General features: G+C 71.1%; 17 protein-coding genes. 11 read left to right on the top strand and 6 right to left on the bottom strand.

Annotated elements, in window-relative coordinates; translation table 11 throughout:
* Positions 1 to 2: 2 nt before the first annotated feature.
* Together OG802_RS26490 and OG802_RS26485 are read right to left on the bottom strand one after the other, a co-directional pair.
* Positions 3 to 755 (bottom strand): response regulator transcription factor, encoded by a 753-nt coding sequence (locus OG802_RS26490; protein ID WP_329414314.1) that lies wholly within the window; start codon positions 753 to 755, stop codon positions 3 to 5.
* Positions 752 to 1,771 carry a sensor histidine kinase gene (locus OG802_RS26485; RefSeq protein WP_329414312.1) on the bottom strand — a complete coding sequence of 340 codons (1,020 nt, stop codon included), beginning with the start codon at positions 1,769 to 1,771 and terminating at the stop codon, positions 752 to 754. The genes OG802_RS26490 and OG802_RS26485 overlap by 4 nt, the downstream gene beginning before the upstream one ends.
* 414 nt (positions 1,772 to 2,185) lie before the next feature.
* On the opposite strand from OG802_RS26485, the gene OG802_RS26480 reads away from it, so the two are divergent.
* Together OG802_RS26480 and OG802_RS26475 are read left to right on the top strand one after the other, a co-directional pair.
* The gene (locus OG802_RS26480) at positions 2,186 to 2,671 is read left to right on the top strand and encodes a cation:proton antiporter regulatory subunit (protein ID WP_329414310.1); all 486 of its coding nucleotides are present in this window, start codon (positions 2,186 to 2,188) and stop codon (positions 2,669 to 2,671) included.
* A gap of 4 nt (positions 2,672 to 2,675) precedes the next feature.
* Complete coding sequence (locus tag OG802_RS26475; RefSeq protein ID WP_329414309.1) at positions 2,676 to 3,902, top strand: cation:proton antiporter; 1,227 nt, start codon at positions 2,676 to 2,678, stop codon at positions 3,900 to 3,902.
* Between the two features lie 457 nt (positions 3,903 to 4,359).
* On the opposite strand, the gene OG802_RS26470 is transcribed toward OG802_RS26475, so the two are convergent.
* Positions 4,360 to 4,764: a MazG nucleotide pyrophosphohydrolase domain-containing protein gene (locus tag OG802_RS26470; RefSeq protein ID WP_329414307.1), complete on the bottom strand. Its 405-nt coding sequence runs from the start codon at positions 4,762 to 4,764 to the stop codon at positions 4,360 to 4,362.
* Positions 4,765 to 4,863: 99 nt separating this feature from the next.
* Here OG802_RS26470 and OG802_RS26465 point away from each other — a divergent pair, with 99 nt between their 5' ends.
* Entirely contained in the window at positions 4,864 to 5,865 is a 1,002-nt protein-coding gene (locus OG802_RS26465) for a TAXI family TRAP transporter solute-binding subunit (protein ID WP_329414305.1), read from the top strand.
* A 294-nt stretch (positions 5,866 to 6,159) separates the two neighbouring features.
* Here the strand turns inward: OG802_RS26465 and OG802_RS26460 are convergent, their stop codons facing one another.
* Both OG802_RS26460 and OG802_RS26455 read right to left on the bottom strand, forming a co-directional pair.
* Complete coding sequence (locus OG802_RS26460; RefSeq protein WP_329414303.1) at positions 6,160 to 7,569, bottom strand: sensor histidine kinase; 1,410 nt, start codon at positions 7,567 to 7,569, stop codon at positions 6,160 to 6,162.
* A 12-nt stretch (positions 7,570 to 7,581) separates the two neighbouring features.
* Positions 7,582 to 8,268: a response regulator transcription factor gene (locus OG802_RS26455; RefSeq protein ID WP_329414302.1), complete on the bottom strand. Its 687-nt coding sequence runs from the start codon at positions 8,266 to 8,268 to the stop codon at positions 7,582 to 7,584.
* A 344-nt stretch (positions 8,269 to 8,612) separates the two neighbouring features.
* Here OG802_RS26455 and OG802_RS26450 point away from each other — a divergent pair, with 344 nt between their 5' ends.
* The 8 genes from OG802_RS26450 (at position 8,613) to OG802_RS26420 (ending at position 15,729) form a co-directional block, all read left to right on the top strand.
* Positions 8,613 to 9,389 carry an amino acid ABC transporter ATP-binding protein gene (locus OG802_RS26450; RefSeq protein WP_329414301.1) on the top strand — a complete coding sequence of 259 codons (777 nt, stop codon included), beginning with the start codon at positions 8,613 to 8,615 and terminating at the stop codon, positions 9,387 to 9,389.
* A gap of 76 nt (positions 9,390 to 9,465) precedes the next feature.
* Positions 9,466 to 10,320: a glutamate ABC transporter substrate-binding protein gene (locus OG802_RS26445; protein ID WP_329414300.1), complete on the top strand. Its 855-nt coding sequence runs from the start codon at positions 9,466 to 9,468 to the stop codon at positions 10,318 to 10,320.
* Positions 10,321 to 10,435: 115 nt separating this feature from the next.
* Positions 10,436 to 11,101 carry an amino acid ABC transporter permease gene (locus OG802_RS26440; RefSeq protein ID WP_329414298.1) on the top strand — a complete coding sequence of 222 codons (666 nt, stop codon included), beginning with the start codon at positions 10,436 to 10,438 and terminating at the stop codon, positions 11,099 to 11,101.
* Positions 11,098 to 12,006, top strand: a complete 909-nt coding sequence (locus OG802_RS26435) for an amino acid ABC transporter permease (protein ID WP_329414297.1) — start codon at positions 11,098 to 11,100, stop codon at positions 12,004 to 12,006. Before OG802_RS26440 ends, OG802_RS26435 begins: the two co-directional genes overlap by 4 nt.
* Before the next feature lie 177 nt (positions 12,007 to 12,183).
* Entirely contained in the window at positions 12,184 to 13,923 is a 1,740-nt protein-coding gene (locus OG802_RS26430; RefSeq protein WP_329417407.1) for an FAD-dependent monooxygenase, read from the top strand.
* Positions 13,924 to 14,291: 368 nt separating this feature from the next.
* Positions 14,292 to 14,378 (top strand): putative leader peptide, encoded by an 87-nt coding sequence (locus OG802_RS35990; RefSeq protein ID WP_319285218.1) that lies wholly within the window; start codon positions 14,292 to 14,294, stop codon positions 14,376 to 14,378.
* A 98-nt stretch (positions 14,379 to 14,476) separates the two neighbouring features.
* Entirely contained in the window at positions 14,477 to 15,037 is a 561-nt protein-coding gene (locus OG802_RS26425; protein ID WP_443055347.1) for a cysteine dioxygenase, read from the top strand.
* Between the two features lie 329 nt (positions 15,038 to 15,366).
* Complete coding sequence (locus tag OG802_RS26420) at positions 15,367 to 15,729, top strand: rhodanese-like domain-containing protein (protein ID WP_329414295.1); 363 nt, start codon at positions 15,367 to 15,369, stop codon at positions 15,727 to 15,729.
* A 315-nt stretch (positions 15,730 to 16,044) separates the two neighbouring features.
* Here OG802_RS26420 and OG802_RS26415 read toward each other — a convergent pair whose 3' ends face one another.
* A complete protein-coding gene (locus OG802_RS26415) occupies positions 16,045 to 16,260 on the bottom strand; it encodes a helix-turn-helix domain-containing protein (protein WP_329414293.1) in 216 nt (71 codons plus the stop codon).
* Positions 16,261 to 16,495: the final 235 nt, after the last annotated feature.

Raw genomic sequence — 16,495 nt, 5'->3', positions numbered from 1 at the left:
GCTCAGGGGTCGATGAGACCCGCGCGGATCGCGTAGCGGGTGAGCTCCAGCCGGTCGCGCATGCCGAGCTTGTGCAGGAGGTTGGCGCGGTGCCGTTCGACCGTCTTGGCGCTGATGAAGAGCAGTGCGCCGATCTCCCTTGAGGTGTACCCCTCGGCCACGAGCTTGAGGATCTCCTCCTCGCGCTCGGTGATGGGCCGCTCGGGCAGGCCGTCGACGTCGGCGCCGCGGTGCAGCCGGTCCAGGTAGGAGCGCACGAGCGCCCGCTCCGCGCCCGGGTAGATGAACGGCTCGTCGCGCACGACCGCTCGGCACGCCTCGACCAGGTCCCGGTCGGCGACCGACTTCAGGACGTATCCCCCGGCCCCGGCCCGGAGGGCCTCGAAGAAGTACTGCTCGTTGTCGTACATCGTCAGGATGAGTATGGGCAGCGCCGGGAGTCTGCGGGACAGCTCGCGCGCGGCCTGCAGCCCGGTCATCCGGGGCATGGCCACATCCAGGACGGCCAGGTCGACGTCCCCCTCGCGCGCGCGTGCGACCGCCTCGGCCCCGTCGCCGGCCTCGGCCACCACCGTCAGGTCGGGCTCGCCGTCCAGTATGAGCCGCACGCCACGGCGTACGAGCGTGTGGTCGTCGGCGAGGAGCACCCGGATCGGCCCGGCGGACGCGGACGGTGCGGCCGGGGCCGACGACGTGGACAGCGCCGACGGCCCGGGCGACGGGGCTGAGGTCGTCGAGGAGGCGGGGTACGTCATCGCGGGCTCCCGTGGGCGGCCAGGCAGGCTGTCGCCGGGGCGGCGGCCGCCTTCGCCAGGAGCCGTACGTCTGTCCCCCCGCCGGTCCCGCCGTCGGCCCCGTCGCCCCCGCCGCCGTCCGCGCGCGAGGAGACGGTGAGAACGGCGCCGATCAGCAGCGCACGCTCGCGCATCCCGCGGATGCCGGCGCCCTCCCCGGCCCGCGCGCCCAGGCCGGTGCCGTTGTCCCGTACGAGGAGTTCGACGCCGTCGCCGGCGGGGCGCAGCCGGAGTTCCGCGCGGTCGGCGCCCGAGTGCCGGGCGGTGTTGGTGAGGGCCTCCTGAGCCACGCGGTAGAGCACCAGTTCCGTCTCCTCGGTCAGCGCGGGCAGCCCGGCACGAAGCTCGTGGCGCACCGTCAGCCCGTGGGTGGTGAACTCGGCGGCAAGGGAGCGCAGCGCGCTGAGCAGGCCCAGCTCGTCGAGGACGCCGGGGCGCAGCCGTCGGGCGATGCGGCGGATCTCGTCCAGGCCGGCCCGGGTGGCCTCTTGCGCCTGGCCCAGTTCCTCGCGCAGGTCCTCCGGGGCCCGGTCGGCGACACGCTTGAACTGCAGCAGTACGGCGGTCAGCGTCTGCCCGACCTCGTCGTGGAGCTCGCGGGCGATGCGGTGACGCTCCCGCTCCTGCGCGGACAGCGCCCCGGCGGCACTGGCGGCGCGCTCGGCCTCCAGCCGGTCCAGCATGGCGTTGTACGTGGTGATCAGCTCGGCCGTCTCCACCGGCCCCGCGACCACCGCCCGGGCCCCGGGACGCAGCAGGTCGGCGTCGGCCATGGCCCGGCCCAGCCGCCCCAGCGGCGCGAGGCCGACGCGCAGCACGACCGCGTTGACCGTCAGGAGCGCGGCCAGGCCGCCCAGCACGACGAGCACCTCGCCCGGCAGTACCGGCGTGGAGACGGTCACCGGCCCCAGGAGCAGCGCGGCCGCCACGACCAGGCCGGCGGCGTCGAGGACGAAGATCCGCCAGAACAACGACACGCGCGCGGCGCCTCCCCTTCTGCCTGGTGTGCCGGATCCGCCTGTCCCGTCCCGGCCGTGCGCACTGCCCCACCTGTCCCGTCCGGCGTGACTGCGATGACTTTCGCGATCGGGTTGACTGAGTCGATTACGCTGACTGCGTTGATTGTGTTGATTGTGTTGATTGTTGTGGTTGTCGCAGAGGTATCGGCTGTCACACCCATCTCGTCCGGCGGTATCGGGGTCGTCCCGGTCACGGCTCGATGGCACCGCCGTGACCAGCCTCTCCGTCGGTCGGCGGCCCTGTCCATCCGTCATGACACCCATGTCGTCACCGTACGGGCAGGTGGCAGCATGAAGACTCCGGGCACTCGTCAGAAGACGTCACGGCACCACCGCTCACGACCGCCTACACGACCACCTAGGGGAAGAAACGTGTCTGCTCCACGCCTGCGAACGACTCCGCTGCCAGGCATCGGCGTCCAGTACGACCTCGTGACGCGGGAGCAGCGCCATCTGTCCGTCGTGGCCCACCGCGACGGCGCGCGCACGGTGAACGTGTACCGGAACGACGACCCCGACTCCTGCGCCCAGTCGCTGCGGCTGACCGGCGCCGAGGCGGGCGCGCTGATCGACGCGCTGATGCCGTCCCATCACAGTGCGAGCCTGCTGTACACGACCGATCTGGGGCTGGTCGCCGAGCGCGTGGAGGTGGCGGCGACCTCCCGCTGGAACGGGCGGCTGCTGGGCGACACCAAGATGCGCACGGACACCGGCGCTTCGATCGTGGCGGTGCTGCGCCGGGCCGAGGCGATCCCCTCCCCGACCCCGGCCTTCCGTCTCGCGGGCGGCGACACGCTCATCGTGGTGGGCACCCGCGAGGGCGTGGACGCGGCCGCCGCGATCCTGGGCCGGGAGTGATCCGGTGCACTCCGCGGTCCTGCTGATCGAGTTCGGTTCCATCATTCTCGGCCTCGGCCTGCTCGGCCGGTTCGCGGCCCGCTTCCGGTTCTCGCCGATCCCGCTCTACCTGCTGGCCGGGCTGGCGTTCGGCGAGGGCGGGCTGCTGCCGCTCGGCGCGAGCGAGGAGTTCGTGGCCACCGGCGCCGAGATAGGCGTCATCCTGCTGCTGCTGATGCTCGGCCTGGAGTACACGGCGAGCGATCTGGTCTCCAACCTCAAGGCCCACTATCCGTCCGGTCTGGTCGACTGCGCCCTCAACGCCCTGCCCGGCGCGGCCGCCGCGCTTTTGCTGGGCTGGGGGCCGGTGGCGGCCGTCGTGCTCGCGGGGGTCACCTGGATCTCCTCCTCCGGAGTGATCGCCAAGGTGCTGGGCGACCTCGGGCGGGTCGGCAACCGGGAGACCCCGGTGATCCTCAGCGTGCTGGTGCTGGAGGACCTGGCGATGGCCGTCTACCTGCCGATCGTCACCGCTCTGGTGGCCGGGGTGGGGCTGGCGGCCGGCAGCGTGACCCTGGCGATCGCGCTGGGCGTCGCGGGGCTCGTGCTCTTCGCCGCGGTGCGCTACGGCCGGGTCATCTCGCGCTTCGTGTCGAGCGACGACCCGGAGAAGCTGCTCCTGGTCGTGCTGGGGCTGACGATCCTGGTCGCCGGCGTGGCACAGCAGTTGCAGGTGTCGGCGGCGGTCGGCGCGTTCCTGGTGGGCATCGCACTGTCGGGGGAGGTCGCCGAGGGCGCGCACACGCTGCTGAGCCCGCTGCGGGACCTGTTCGCCGCCGTGTTCTTCGTCTTCTTCGGGCTGCACACCGACCCGGCGAGCATCCCTCCCGTCCTGCTGCCCGCCCTCGCGCTGGCCGTCGTCACCGCCGCCACGAAGATCGCCACCGGCTACTGGGCGGCCCGGCGGGCCGGAATCTCGGTCAAGGGACGCTGGCGGGCCGGCGGTGCGCTGGTGGCCCGCGGGGAGTTCTCCATCGTCATCGCCGGGCTGGCGGTGACCGCCGGCATCGAGCCGTCCCTCGGACCGCTGGCCACGGCGTACGTGCTGATCCTGGTCGTGCTCGGCCCCGTCACCGCCCGCTTCACGGAGCCCCTCGCCACGTGGTGGACGCGCCGCCGGGAGCGTCGCGAGACGGCCGCCGTACCGGAGCGGCCGGTCGAGGCGCGGCAGCAGACATCGGTGGGCGACTGAGGCGAGCGCGCGCGGGACACGTCGGCATGCCATCAGGCGTGAACCCGATGGGAGACCTGCGAGGGCGGCCGGGAGACCTGCGGGGGCGGCCTGACGGGGGAGCCTGAGGGGACCGGGCTGAGTCACGGCGGGCCCGGGTCTGTGTCAGGGCGTGGCGGGCCTGGAACACGTTGGGCCCGCGGGTCTGCCCGGCGGACGGTTCAGCCGGGTGCGCTGAAGGGGCCGCCGTCGCATCCGACGCCGGCGCGCGGGGCTGCACGCCGTTCGTACGGGCGGCCCGGGCCGAACGCCGTGCTTGGCAGTCCGCGTCCCGAGGGCGCGCCCAGAGCCGTGCCGAGGGCCCTCCGGGGCTGGGGCCGAGACCGGGTGCGGGACCGGACGCGGAGGCCGTGTGCCCTGCCGGGCCGTGCGGCAGCCCGCCACCCAAGCCGTCGGCTGCGGGGCGCGGCCGCCGGGGTCAGGCGCCGTCGGGTCTCCACCCCTGGCGGCGCAGCACCTCGGAGACGTCCGGCGCGCGGTAGTGCTCGCCCTTGAGCACCTTGCCGTCCGCGCGGCGGGCGACCCGGCCGTCGGGGCCGAGCTTGGTCATGTTGGAGCGGTGGATCTCGGCGAGGACCGCATCGAGGTCGATCCCGTGCACCAGGGCCGTGCCGTAGGCGACGTAGACGACGTCGGCCAGTTCGTGCGCCAGCCGGTCCAGTGGGCCGCTCACCGCCACCTCGGCGACTTCCGCCGCCTCCTCGGCCAGCAGGTTTCCACGCTGTTCGGCAAGGCTCGGCGGCACCTCGGTCGGGGTGGTGCGGACGTCGAGCCCGAAGGCGCGGTGGAACTCACGGACCAGATCGGCGGGCGAGGAACTCATGCACCGACTGTATCGACGGCCACTGACAGACCCGACCCTCCCGGGCCCTGCGGGCCCCGCCCTGGTCAGCACCTCGTGAAGGCTGGCAGGATCGCGGGCATGTCCAAGGTGTTCTCCCGTCCCGGCAGGCGCGGCGTCCTCGGGGGCGCGGCCGCCGCCGTCCTCGTCGTCATGGGGCTGCTGCTGTGGTGGCTGCTGCCCCTGGGCGAGGAGCCGCCGAGCGGTTCGATCACCTTCAGCACGGGCACGACGAGCGGCGTCTACTACGAGTACAGCAGCCAGTTGCGCGACGCCCTGGCCAAGGACATGCCCGACCTGGACGTGAACCTGACGACCAGCAACGGGTCCCCGGAGAACGTCGAGCGGGTGGCGACGGGCGCGGCCGACTTCACCATCGCCGCGGCCGACGCCGTGCAGGCCTACGAGTCGCAGCACCCCGGCGGAGCCGCCAGGCTGCGCGGGGTGGCCCGGCTCTACGACGACTACGTCCAGCTCGTGGTGCCCCGCGACTCGCCCATCCGCTCCATCGCTGACCTGCGGGGCAAGACCGTGGCGACCGGTCTGCCCCGTTCCGGTGTGCGCCTGATCGCGGAGCGGGTGCTCAAGGCGGCGGGCCTGGATCCGGTGAAGGACATCAAGGCCAAGTCGGAGGGCATCGACACCGGCCCGGAGAAGCTGAGGCGGGGCGAGATCGACGCGTTCTTCTGGTCGGGCGGGGTGCCGACGGCAGGGCTGGAGAAGCTGGCCGACACCTTCACCTTCCGGTTCGTGCCGATCAGCTCCGAGCTGGTCGCCCAGATGCACGACCGGGACGACTCCACGGGCTACTACCGTGCCGCGAACATGCCCGAGTCGGCCTACCCGACCATCCAGAACGGCTCCACCGTCGCGACGATCGCGGTGTCCAACCTGCTCATCACGCGCACGGACATGGCGCCCCGGCTCACCGAGTGGCTGACCCGCACCGTGATCAGGAGCCGCGACGGCATCGGCGCACATGTGCACTCCGCCCAGCTGGTCGACCTGCGCACCGCCATCTACACGGACCCGCTCAAGCTGCACCGGGGCGCCCGGAGCTACTACCGCTCGGTCAAGCCTTGACCGCCGTAGTACATACGGCCCGTCAACACTGCACCGATCAACCCGGCACCCATCACCAATGCAGCCATCAACACCGCGGCGACTAGCCAGGACTGCGGGCCACCAGGACTACGCCCGTCAACACGGGGTCCCTCAACACCCAGTCCATCAATCCTGCGGCCGTCGGCACGGCAGTCCGTCAACCCCGTGACTCGCAGCCCAGCGGTTCAGCAATCCAGCAGTCCAGCCGTTCAGCAGCCCAGTGCCGATGTTCGCCCCGAGGACCAGTTCACCTCGACATGTCGCGCGGCGCGCTCACGTCGTCGGCGACCTGGGCACGGACACCGTCGCCGTCAGCCCGCTCGGCTCGTGGTGGGCGTACGTCAGGGAACCGCCGCCGGCCGCGAGCAGGGCCCTGGAGATCGACAGGCCCAGTCCTGAGCCCTTGACGTTCTGGTGGCGTCCGCTGCGCCAGAAACGGTCGCCCACACGCGTGAGCTCCTCGTCCGTCAGACCCGGCCCGTTGTCGGTCACGACGACGGTCGAGGTGTCGCCGTCGGCGGCCACGGCGACCTCGACGCTCTCGCCCCGCGGGGTGAACTTGATGGCATTGTCGATCACCGCGTCCAGCGCGCTGGAGAGCGTCACGGGGTCGGCCCAGGCCGTGGTGGGCGGGCAGTCGCCCACCAGCCGGACGCCCTTGGCCTCGGCGGTGGGCGCCCAGGCGGCCACCCGCTCGGCGGCCAGCGCACCGATGTCGGTGACCCTCAGGTCGGCCTCGGCGTGCTCGGCGAGGGCCAGGTCGAGGAGATCGTCCAGGACCTGGGCCAGGCGCTTTCCCTCGTTCTGGACGGACGCGATCTCCTCGTTGCCCTCGGGCAGCTCGTAGCCCAGCAGTTCGATGCGCAGCAGCAGGGCGGCGAGCGGGTTGCGCAGTTGGTGGGAGGCGTCGGCGACGAAGGCGCGTTGCTGTTCCAGCACGTTCTCGACGTTGTCCGCCATCTCGTTGAACGCTCCGGCCAGCCGTCGCAGCTCCGGCGGTCCGCCGGCCACCGCGACCCGGGACTTCAGCCGGCCGCTCGCGATCTCGTGGGTGGTGGCGTCCAGGACCCGCACGGGTCGCAGCACCCATCCGGTCAGCCGCAGGGCGGCCCCGATCGCCAGCAGCATCGCGGTGATCTCGCCGGCCCCGACGGCCAGCCAGCCGTGCAGGATCCTCGACCGCATGGGCCCGGTGGGCGAGTCGGTGACGACGACCGCGACGACGTCGCCGTCCCTGATGACCGGCGACGCCACGACGAGCCGGTTGCGCTGCCACGGCCACACCTGCCGGGGGTCGTGGCTGCGTCGGCTGAGCAGCGCCTCGTCGAAGGCGTCCCGCACCTCGCCCGATTCGGGGAGGTACCAGTCCCGGGGGGCATGAGCCATGGGGGTGTCGGTGCCGTAGAAGACGCCGGCGCGGATGCCGTAGACGTCGTAGTAGCTGGCGAGCTCCCGGCCGAGGGTCGCGCGGCGCTCGTTGGTGGACGCCGCCGTGGTGTCGCCCGCGCCGGACGAGGCGGTGACGAACTGGGCGAGCGCCGCGAACCGCGCGGTGTCGTCGATGCGGTCGACGACCACCCTCTGCTGCTGGGCGCCGGCCACGCTGATCGCCAGCGGCACCCCGAGGGCCAGCAGCACGGCCGCCATCAGGACGATGAGCAGCGGCAGGAGTCGAGTACGCAACCGCGGTCCCCGCTACGCGGCCGGGGCGACGAGCCGGTAACCCACGCCGCGCACGGTCTCGATCAGGGCGGGCATGCGCAGCTTGGCGCGCAGCGAGGCCACATGGACCTCCAGCGTGCGCCCGGTCCCCTCCCAGCTGGTGCGCCACACCTCGCTGATGATCTGCTCCCGGCGGAAGACCACGCCGGGGCGCTGGGCGAGCAGCGCCAGGAGATCGAACTCCTTGCGGGTCAGCTGGACGGCCGCGCCGTCCACCGTGACGCGCCGGGTGGGCAGCTCGATGTGGACCGTCCCCAGGCGCAGCACACTGTCCTGGCCGGTGGCCGGGTCGTCGGGCACGGTGCGGCGACTGACGGCATGGATCCGGGCGAGCAGTTCCCCGGTGTCGTACGGCTTCACCACGTAGTCGTCGGCGCCCAGGTTGAGGCCGTGGATGCGGGAGCGCACGTCGGAGCGGGCGGTCACCATGATCACCGGGGTGGCGGTGCGCTTGCGGATCTTGCCGCAGACCTCGTAGCCGTCCTGGTCGGGCAGCCCCAGGTCGAGCAGGACGACCCCGAAGCCGGGCCCCTCCGGGACGAGCGCCTGCAGGGCTTCCTCGCCGCTGCGCGCGTGGGTGACGTCGAAACCGTGCCTCTTGAGGACGGCGGACAGCGCGGCGGCGACGTGGTTGTCGTCCTCGACGAGCAGCAGTCTCATCCCGGCCTCCTCCGGTTCGGTTCCTCGCACATTCGGGTCTGACTCAGTCAGCTGTGCGCGTTCACGACGCCCCGACAGGACGCACGAGAAGAACGCACGGAAGACAGCGGCACACGCGTGTGTGCATCATGGCAGTCACGCTGATGGACGAGGACGCCGTCAAGCGGGTTCCGGTTGCAGGGGGCTTCCGTTATCCGGCCGATACGCCCGCAGGTCACAAGTGCTACGACATGTGTCCGATTGCTATCGGATCGTGATGCTCAGATTCCCCTCAGATGTAATGACGCTGGTCGCGGCGGGTCACTACTGTCCAGCGCAACCGAGGAGGACGGAGCACCAGAGCGATGACCGAAGTTTCGGTGACCAAGGAGGACGCGGTCGCGAGCGGTGACCTGGTCGTCCTGAAGAGCGTCAACAAGCACTTCGGCGCGTTGCACGTTCTCCAGGACATCGACCTGACGATCGCCCGCGGAGAGGTCGTCGTGGTGATCGGCCCCTCCGGGTCCGGGAAGTCGACGCTGTGCCGCACCATCAACCGCCTGGAGACGATCGACGAGGGCGCGATCGCGATCGACGGGAAGCCGCTGCCCCAGGAGGGCAAGGCGCTGGCGCGGCTGCGCGCCGACGTCGGCATGGTCTTCCAGTCGTTCAACCTGTTCGCGCACAAGACCGTGCTCGAGAACGTGATGCTCGGCCAGATCAAGGTCCGCAAGGTGGACAAGGCGAAGGCCGAGGAGAAGGCACGCGCGCTCCTCGACCGCGTCGGTGTGGGCACCCAGGCGGACAAGTACCCCGCGCAGCTGTCCGGCGGGCAGCAGCAGCGTGTGGCCATCGCCCGCGCGCTGGCGATGGACCCGAAGGTCATGCTCTTCGACGAGCCGACGTCGGCCCTGGACCCCGAGATGATCAACGAGGTCCTGGAGGTCATGCAGCAGCTGGCCCGGGACGGCATGACGATGATCGTCGTCACCCACGAGATGGGTTTCGCACGATCGGCTGCAAACCGCGTGGTGTTCATGGCGGACGGGCGCATCGTCGAAGAGGCTGCGCCCGACCAGTTCTTCAGCAACCCGCGCAGCGACCGTGCCAAGGACTTCCTGTCGAAGATCCTGCACCACTGACCCGCGCACCGATCTGCGGCCCTGACGGACCCCGCAACGCCCGCAGCAGTTCATCACTCTTCTAAGGACGTTCTCCATGAAGCTTCGCAAGGTCACCGCCGCTTCGGCCGCAGCCCTCGTCCTCGCCCTGACCGCGACGGCGTGCGGCGGCGACAACAAGGACGACGCCGGCAGCGGCTCCAGCGCCGGCAGCGGTGGCGGCGGCAAGATCAAGGTCGGCATCAAGTACGACCAGCCCGGCCTCGGCCTCAAGAAGCCCGACGGGTCCTTCGCCGGCTTCGACGTGGACGTCGCCAAGTACGTCGCCAAGCAGCTCGGCTACGAGCCCGACCAGATCGAGTTCATCGAGACCAAGAGCGCCGACCGTGAGAACGCCCTCGCGCGCGGCGACGTCAAGTTCATCGCGGCCACGTACTCGATCAACGACGAGCGCAAGAAGAAGGTCGACTTCGCCGGCCCGTACCTGCTGGCCCACCAGGACCTGCTGGTCAAGGCCGACTCGGACATCTCCAAGGGCACGGACCTCAACGGCAAGAAGCTGTGTTCCGTGACCGGCTCGACGTCGGCGCAGAACGTCAAGAAGACGATCGCCCCCGACGCGAACCTCAAGAAGGTGAGCTCCTACTCGGAGTGCATCGCCGGCCTGCAGAGCGGCGCCGTGGACGCGGTCACCACGGACGACTCGATCCTCGCCGGCTTCGCGGCGCAGGACCAGTACAAGGGCAAGTTCAAGCTCGCGGGCCTCAAGCTCAGCAACGAGAACTACGGCATCGGCGTCAAGAAGGGCGACACCGCGACCGTGGACAAGATCAACAAGGCGCTTGAGCAGATGGTCAAGGACAACTCGTGGCAGAAGGCGGTCGACGCCAACTTCGGCCCGGCCAACTACAAGAACGAGCCCGCTCCGAAGATCGGCGTCATCGTCAAGTAGTCCGGGCCACGGCCCACCCTGCGGGGTACCTGCGGTGCGCCGCCGTCCGTCGCGATCCCGGCGGCGGCGCACCGCACCCTTCCCATACGCCACCCAGCCGGAAGCGCGGGAGATCGTGTTCGACTTTCTTGATGGTTACGACGTCCTAGGGGCGTTCTGGTTGACGGTGAAACTCACCGCCGTCTCCGCCGTGGGCTCCCTGGTCTGGGGCACCCTGTTGGCCGCCATGCGGGTCAGCCCGGTCCCGTTGATGCGCGGGTTCGGCACCGTCTACGTCAACATCGTCCGGAACATCCCCCTGACGGTCATCATCCTGTTCAGCTCGCTCGGTCTCGCCGACATCTTCGGCATGACCATGGGAAGCAACGACTTCGACGTCCAGGGGTTCCGGCTGGCCGTGCTCAGCCTGGTCGCCTACACCGCCGCCTTCGTCTGTGAGGCGATCCGCTCCGGCATCAACACCGTGCCGATGGGCCAGGCGGAGGCGGCACGGGCCATCGGCCTGAGCTTCACGCAGACCTTGAGGCTGGTGATTCTCCCCCAGGCCTTCCGCTCGGTCATCGGCCCGCTGGCCAACGTGCTGATCGCGCTGACCAAGAACACCACGGTGGCGGCCGCCATCGGCGTCGCCGAGGCCGCCTCCCTGATGAAGACGATGATCGAGAACGAGGCGCAGACGCTGCTCATCGGCGCGGTCTTCGCCTTCGGATTCGTGGTTCTGACCCTGCCGACCGGCCTCATCCTGGGCTGGCTCGGCAAGCGACTGGCGGTGAAGCGATGAGCACGGTCCTCTACGACACTCCCGGGCCTCGCGCCAAGCGGCGCAACGTCCTGTTCTCGGTGGTCTTCACCGTCGTCCTCGCCCTCCTCCTGTGGTGGATGTGGCAGAAGATGGACGACAAGAACCAGCTCGAATCCGCGCTCTGGAAGCCGTTCGTCGAGTCCGAGGCCTGGACGACGTACCTGCTGCCCGGTCTCGCCAACACGCTGAAGGCCGCGGCGCTCGCCATGGTCATCGCCCTTCCGCTGGGGGCCGTCTTCGGCATCGCCCGGCTCTCCGACCACCGCTGGGTGCGCGCCGTGTCCGGCACGGTGGTCGAGTTCTTCCGGGCCATCCCCGTGCTGTTGCTGATGCTGTTCGCGAACGAGTTCTACGCCCGCTCCACGAACGTGGGCAGCGCGGACCGGCCGCTCTACGCCGTCGTCACCGGTCTGGTGCTCTACAACGCGGCCGTCCTCGCCGAGGTCGTCCGGGCCGGCATCCTCTCCCTGCCAAAGGGGCAGACGGAGGCGGCGTACGCCATCGGTCTGCGCAAGGGGCAGACCATGAGCAGCATCCTGCTCCCGCAGGCCGTCACCGCGATGCTTCCGGCGATCGTCAGCCAGCTGGTCGTCATCGTGAAGGACACCGCACTCGGCGGTGTGATGATCGGATTCGCGGAGCTGCTCAACTCCCGCGGCACCCTGGCGGCCAACTACGCCAACGTGGTCCCGAGCTTCATCGTCGTCGCGATCATCTTCATCGTGCTCAACTTCCTCCTGACCAGCTTCGCGAGCTGGCTGGAGCAGCGACTGCGGCGGAGCAAGCGCAGCACCGGCGCCGTCCTCGGCGTCGACAAGGTCGACGACCTGAACGCCGCGGAGGTCGGCGGAACCTACGGCACCGGCGCGGGCGGCAGCATCTGACGCCCACTCAAGCAGGGCGACCCCTACGGAAGGCAGTGGCCGGCTCGCCACTGCCTTCCGTCGCTTGACGCAAACAACGACAATGGGTTGCATACGTTCTGTGATCGTGCACCCTGCTCCAAACCGTTGTTCACCTCATCCCGCGAGGACACCGTCGAAGGCAGGGGGCCGCACGCCGTGGACCCGGTGATCATCGTCGGAGCCGGGCCGGTGGGGCTCACGCTCGCCCTGGCTCTGGCACGGCAGCAGGTGCCTTCCGTAGTGCTCGACGAGAGCCCCGGCAAGGACGAACCGCGACTCGCGCGCACCGTCGTGCTGCGCGAGGACACCGCCGCCCTCGTCCAGCGGCTGACCGGAGCCGACCTCGACCGCGCAGGACTCCGTTGGGCCGGATGGCGCTCCATGCGGCGCAAGCAGGTGATCCGCGAGGTCGTTTTCGACGACGTCTCCACCCCGGCCCCCGTGCACGACGGCGACCCCGCCGAGCCCGCGCCGCTGCACATCGCCCAGCACGTCCTGACGGCCACGCTGCGTGCCGCGCTGGAGGGCGAGCCGCTGGTGAAGATCGCCGCGGACAGCCGGCTGGACGGTCTGGAACAGGAAGCCGCCGGCGTCACGGCCCACACCCGCGGCCCCCGGGGCACCTGGTGGCGCGGCAGCCATGTGGTCGGCTGCGACGGTCCGCGCTCGACCGTCCGCAAGCTCCTCGACGTCCGCTTCCCCGGCCGCACGGCGGTGGAACGACACGCCGTGGCCGCCCTGCGCGTGGAACTTCCCTGGACCGACGAAGCGTTGCTCCACCGGACGCCGCCATGGCGCACGTCCGGCCCCTCCGCCGGGGAGGTCACCGGACGCCCGCTGCCCGACGGCGTCTGGCGACTGGACTGGCTGCTGCCGCCCGGCAAGGACCTCGTCACGCCCGAACTGCTCGTCGCGCGCATCCGCGAGACCCTGGCCGGCTGGAGCGGCGGGTCGACGCCCGCCTACGAGCTCCTGGACACCGGCGTCCACACCGTGCACCACCGGCTGGCCCGCCGCTGGCGCGTGGGGCGGGCCTTCCTCGCCGGGGACGCCGCGCACCTGCTCGGCGCGCTCGGCGCCCAGGGCCTCGACGAGGGGCTGCGCGACGCCGACAACCTGGCCTGGAAGCTCGCCCTGGCCTGGCACCACGGACATCACGAGGCGCTGCTCGACAGCTACCAGGAGGAGCGCCGCGCGCTCGTCTCCGCCCGCCTGCGCGCCGCCGACCAGGCATTGCCCCTGCTGCGGGGCGGAGGCGGCATAAGGGCGTACGTGCCCGGTTCGGCCCGCGGGCAGGATGCGCTGCTCACCGACGCCCACCTGGGACGCGGACCGCTGGGCGCGGCCGGCGGCTACGAGGGCTCTCCCCTCGCACCCCGGCACCTGGAGGCGGAGGTCCCGGTGGGCACCCCGCCGGGCGCGCAGGTCCAGGACGTCCGCGTGACGGCGGAGGACGGCTCCTTCGTCCAGCTTCGGGACCGGCTCGGGCGGGGCGCGCTGCTCGTCCTCCTGATCGCTCCGGGCACCGGCGTGTGGGAGCGCCGACACTGGGTGAGCGCCGGGATCATGCCCCGCCTGGCCGCCGCGGTCACCGCCCTGCCGAGCCCGGCCGAGCTGCTGGTGGCGGAGAGCTACCCGGGCGCGGCCGCCCACACCGTCCTGCTGATCCGGCCCGACGGCCATCTGGTCGCCGCGCTCAACGGGGTGCGTCCCGCAGACCTGTACGCGGCGGCGGAGGCGGCTCTGGGCGGTCCGGCGGCGGCGCAGGGCCCACAGGAGGCTCTGGGCGCCGACGGCGGGACGAAGGCACAGAGGAGGGGCAAGGGAGCCACGGGGACCGCCGCGGCTCAGGAGGCGTCCGCGGCAGGCGCCGCGGCGGGCAGCGCGGTCAAGTAGCAGCCACACGAGTCCGCCGCCGGGACCCGACGCGGGTTCCTTTGCGGGGCCCGGCGCGAACTCCCCTGTGGGGCCAGGCGGCCTCCCCGCGGGGCCTGGTCCGAGTCCTGGCCCTGGATCTCCGCGCTTCTTGCCGGGTCGCTGAGCTTCTTCCTCGCCGCCGGTCCGCGCTGTCGGTGATCCGGGCGGTCCCGGCCATCCCGACCGACTGCGGCACACTGCGGCAACTGCAGTGACAGCTCACAGAGCAGTAGCAGCGACTCCCGCGATCCCGGCGCCCGCATGTCCGTCGGCACTCATCGTCACGTTGAGGTCCACATCGTGACAATGAGTTGACCAGGTTGAGCCGTCATGGTCTACTCCGGATCGTGACCGACACCAATGTGCGCCTGTGGCGGAGGGTCCATATGGACCTCGTCCGCTATGCGGGCTGCGTGTGTCGTCCGTCCTGCTGAATTCGCATTCTCTCTTCCATCGGCGCCCCCGTCGTAGCGCACTCGCGTACGTGCGCCCGGGCGCGCGCCTCCCCGCGAACCATCACAGGACGGTACCCGTGTCTGTCTCCCCTGTTTCCTCAGTCCCTCCTTCCCCCTCCGCCATCGCCGCTGACACCTCCGCCGCAGCGCCCACGCAGGCGGATCTCCTCGACTTCGTCCGGCGCACCGCTGCGGACGCCGAACTGATCTCCTCGCTCCCCCTCGACCCCGAGGGCCGCACATGGGTGCGTCTGGAAGGCCCCGGCGGCAGCGAGGCCTGGCTGATCGGCTGGCCTCCCGGCACGGGCACCGGATGGCACGACCACGCCGACTCGGTGGGCGCCTTCCTGACCGCCCGGGGCACGCTCAAGGAGTACTCCCTCGCCGCACGGCTGCCCACCGACGGCTGGAAGACCCTGGAACTGGCCGACGGCGTCGACCGCGAACGCTCCCTCGCCGCCGGCCACGGCCGCGCCTTCGGCCGGCACCACGTCCACGAGGTGCTCAACGAGTCACCCGAGGAACATGCCGTATCCATCCACGCCTACTACCCGCCGCTGCCCGGCATCCGCCGCTACAGCCGCACCGGGCGCGTGCTGCGGCTGGAGCAGGTCGAGCGTCCGGAGGACTGGCAGTGAGCGGCTCGAACGTCCCAGTCGCCCCACAGGGCGGACCGCCGCACGGGCAGTGGGACGGACAGGCGCACGCGCCCTCGGACGTCCAGCCGAACGACAGCACCGACGACCACAACGACAACAACCCTGGCGGCCACATTGGCGGCTACGTTGACGACGGCCGTCTTGAAGGGCACGTTGACGGCTCCCTTGACGACCAGGTTGACGGCTACCTTGACAGCGGCCTCGACGGTGACCGCATTGCCCACCGCCCTGACAGTCGCCCTGGCAGTCGGGTTGACGGTCCTGCTGACAGCCCGACCTCGGACCGACAGCCGCCCAGTGTTGACGAGTTGCTTGAACGCGTACGTTCCCGGTACGCGCGTGTGGAGGCGCGGGAGGCCTACGAAGCCGCCCGCGCGGGCGAGGCGCTGCTCGTCGACATCAGGTACGCGGCCCTGCGCGAGCGGGACGGGCTGATCCCCGGCGCGCTGGTCGTCGAGCGCAACGAGCTGGAGTGGCGTCTGGATCCCCGGGGCAGCCACCGGCTCCCCGAGGCCGTCAGCCATGACGTGCGTGCGGTCGTGATCTGCAACGAGGGTTACGCGTCGAGCCTCGCCGCGGCGTCGCTGCACCAATTGGGGCTGCACCGGGCGACCGACCTTGTGGGCGGTTTCCAGGCCTGGAAGGCGGCAGGGCTGCCGTTGACGTCGTAGACGGGACCGCGCCGACCACCGACGGCGCGGTCCCGTCTCCCAACCGTCCGCACAGTCGGGGTTTTCAGACTTTCCACGCTTCCGATACTTCCCCGGGTTTCACAGGGGAAGGCGTCGCTCCAGGGGTCGCCGTCCGGCGCGTCTCGCTGAAGCCGTTCGAAGAGTTCGGCGTCCGAGGCGTAGACATGATGGTTCAGCTCGTCCATCACCTGACGCATCGCGGGACTTTGGCGGCTGCGCGGCGGGAAACGGTGGTCACCGGGGACGGCCCGCCACCAGCCGGCGCTGAGCGGACGGCTCCGGGCAGCCGCCTGGTCACAGCCCGCCGCCGGTCTGCGCAGCCGTCTGCGCAGGCGTCTCAGCAGCCGTCTCCTCGGCAGCTTCTTCGACCGTCGCCTCGGTCGTCTCCTCGACGAAGCCGTATCTGGCCAGTTCCCGCAGGTGGTAGCTGGCGGAGCCGGTGTTCAGGCCGAGGGCTCGGGCGAGCGTCGCCGAGGTGGCGGGCCCGTGCAGCGTGAGGTGTTCGAGCATCCGCCTGCGGCGAGGCTGCGCGAGCGCCTTGAGCGTGGCGAGGTCGCTTGGTTCGATGGGCGCAGCGGGCTCGGAGGCGCCGGGTTCCGTGGGCCAGCCGGACCGGACCGGTGTCGGGAGCACCGACGGCCACGGGCGGCTGGGCCGGCCGGCGTTGGAGACATCCGCACACAGTCGCCTGTGCACAGACACCTGTGCACTGCGGCGATCCGGCGTCTTCGAAGGGGAATACCCC

The sequence above is a fragment of the Streptomyces sp. NBC_00704 genome, from assembly GCF_036226605.1.
GTDB lineage: Bacteria > Actinomycetota > Actinomycetes > Streptomycetales > Streptomycetaceae > Streptomyces.
The sequence above is the reverse complement of the archived record's forward strand: the minus strand, read 5'-3'. Positions and strand labels throughout refer to the sequence as shown.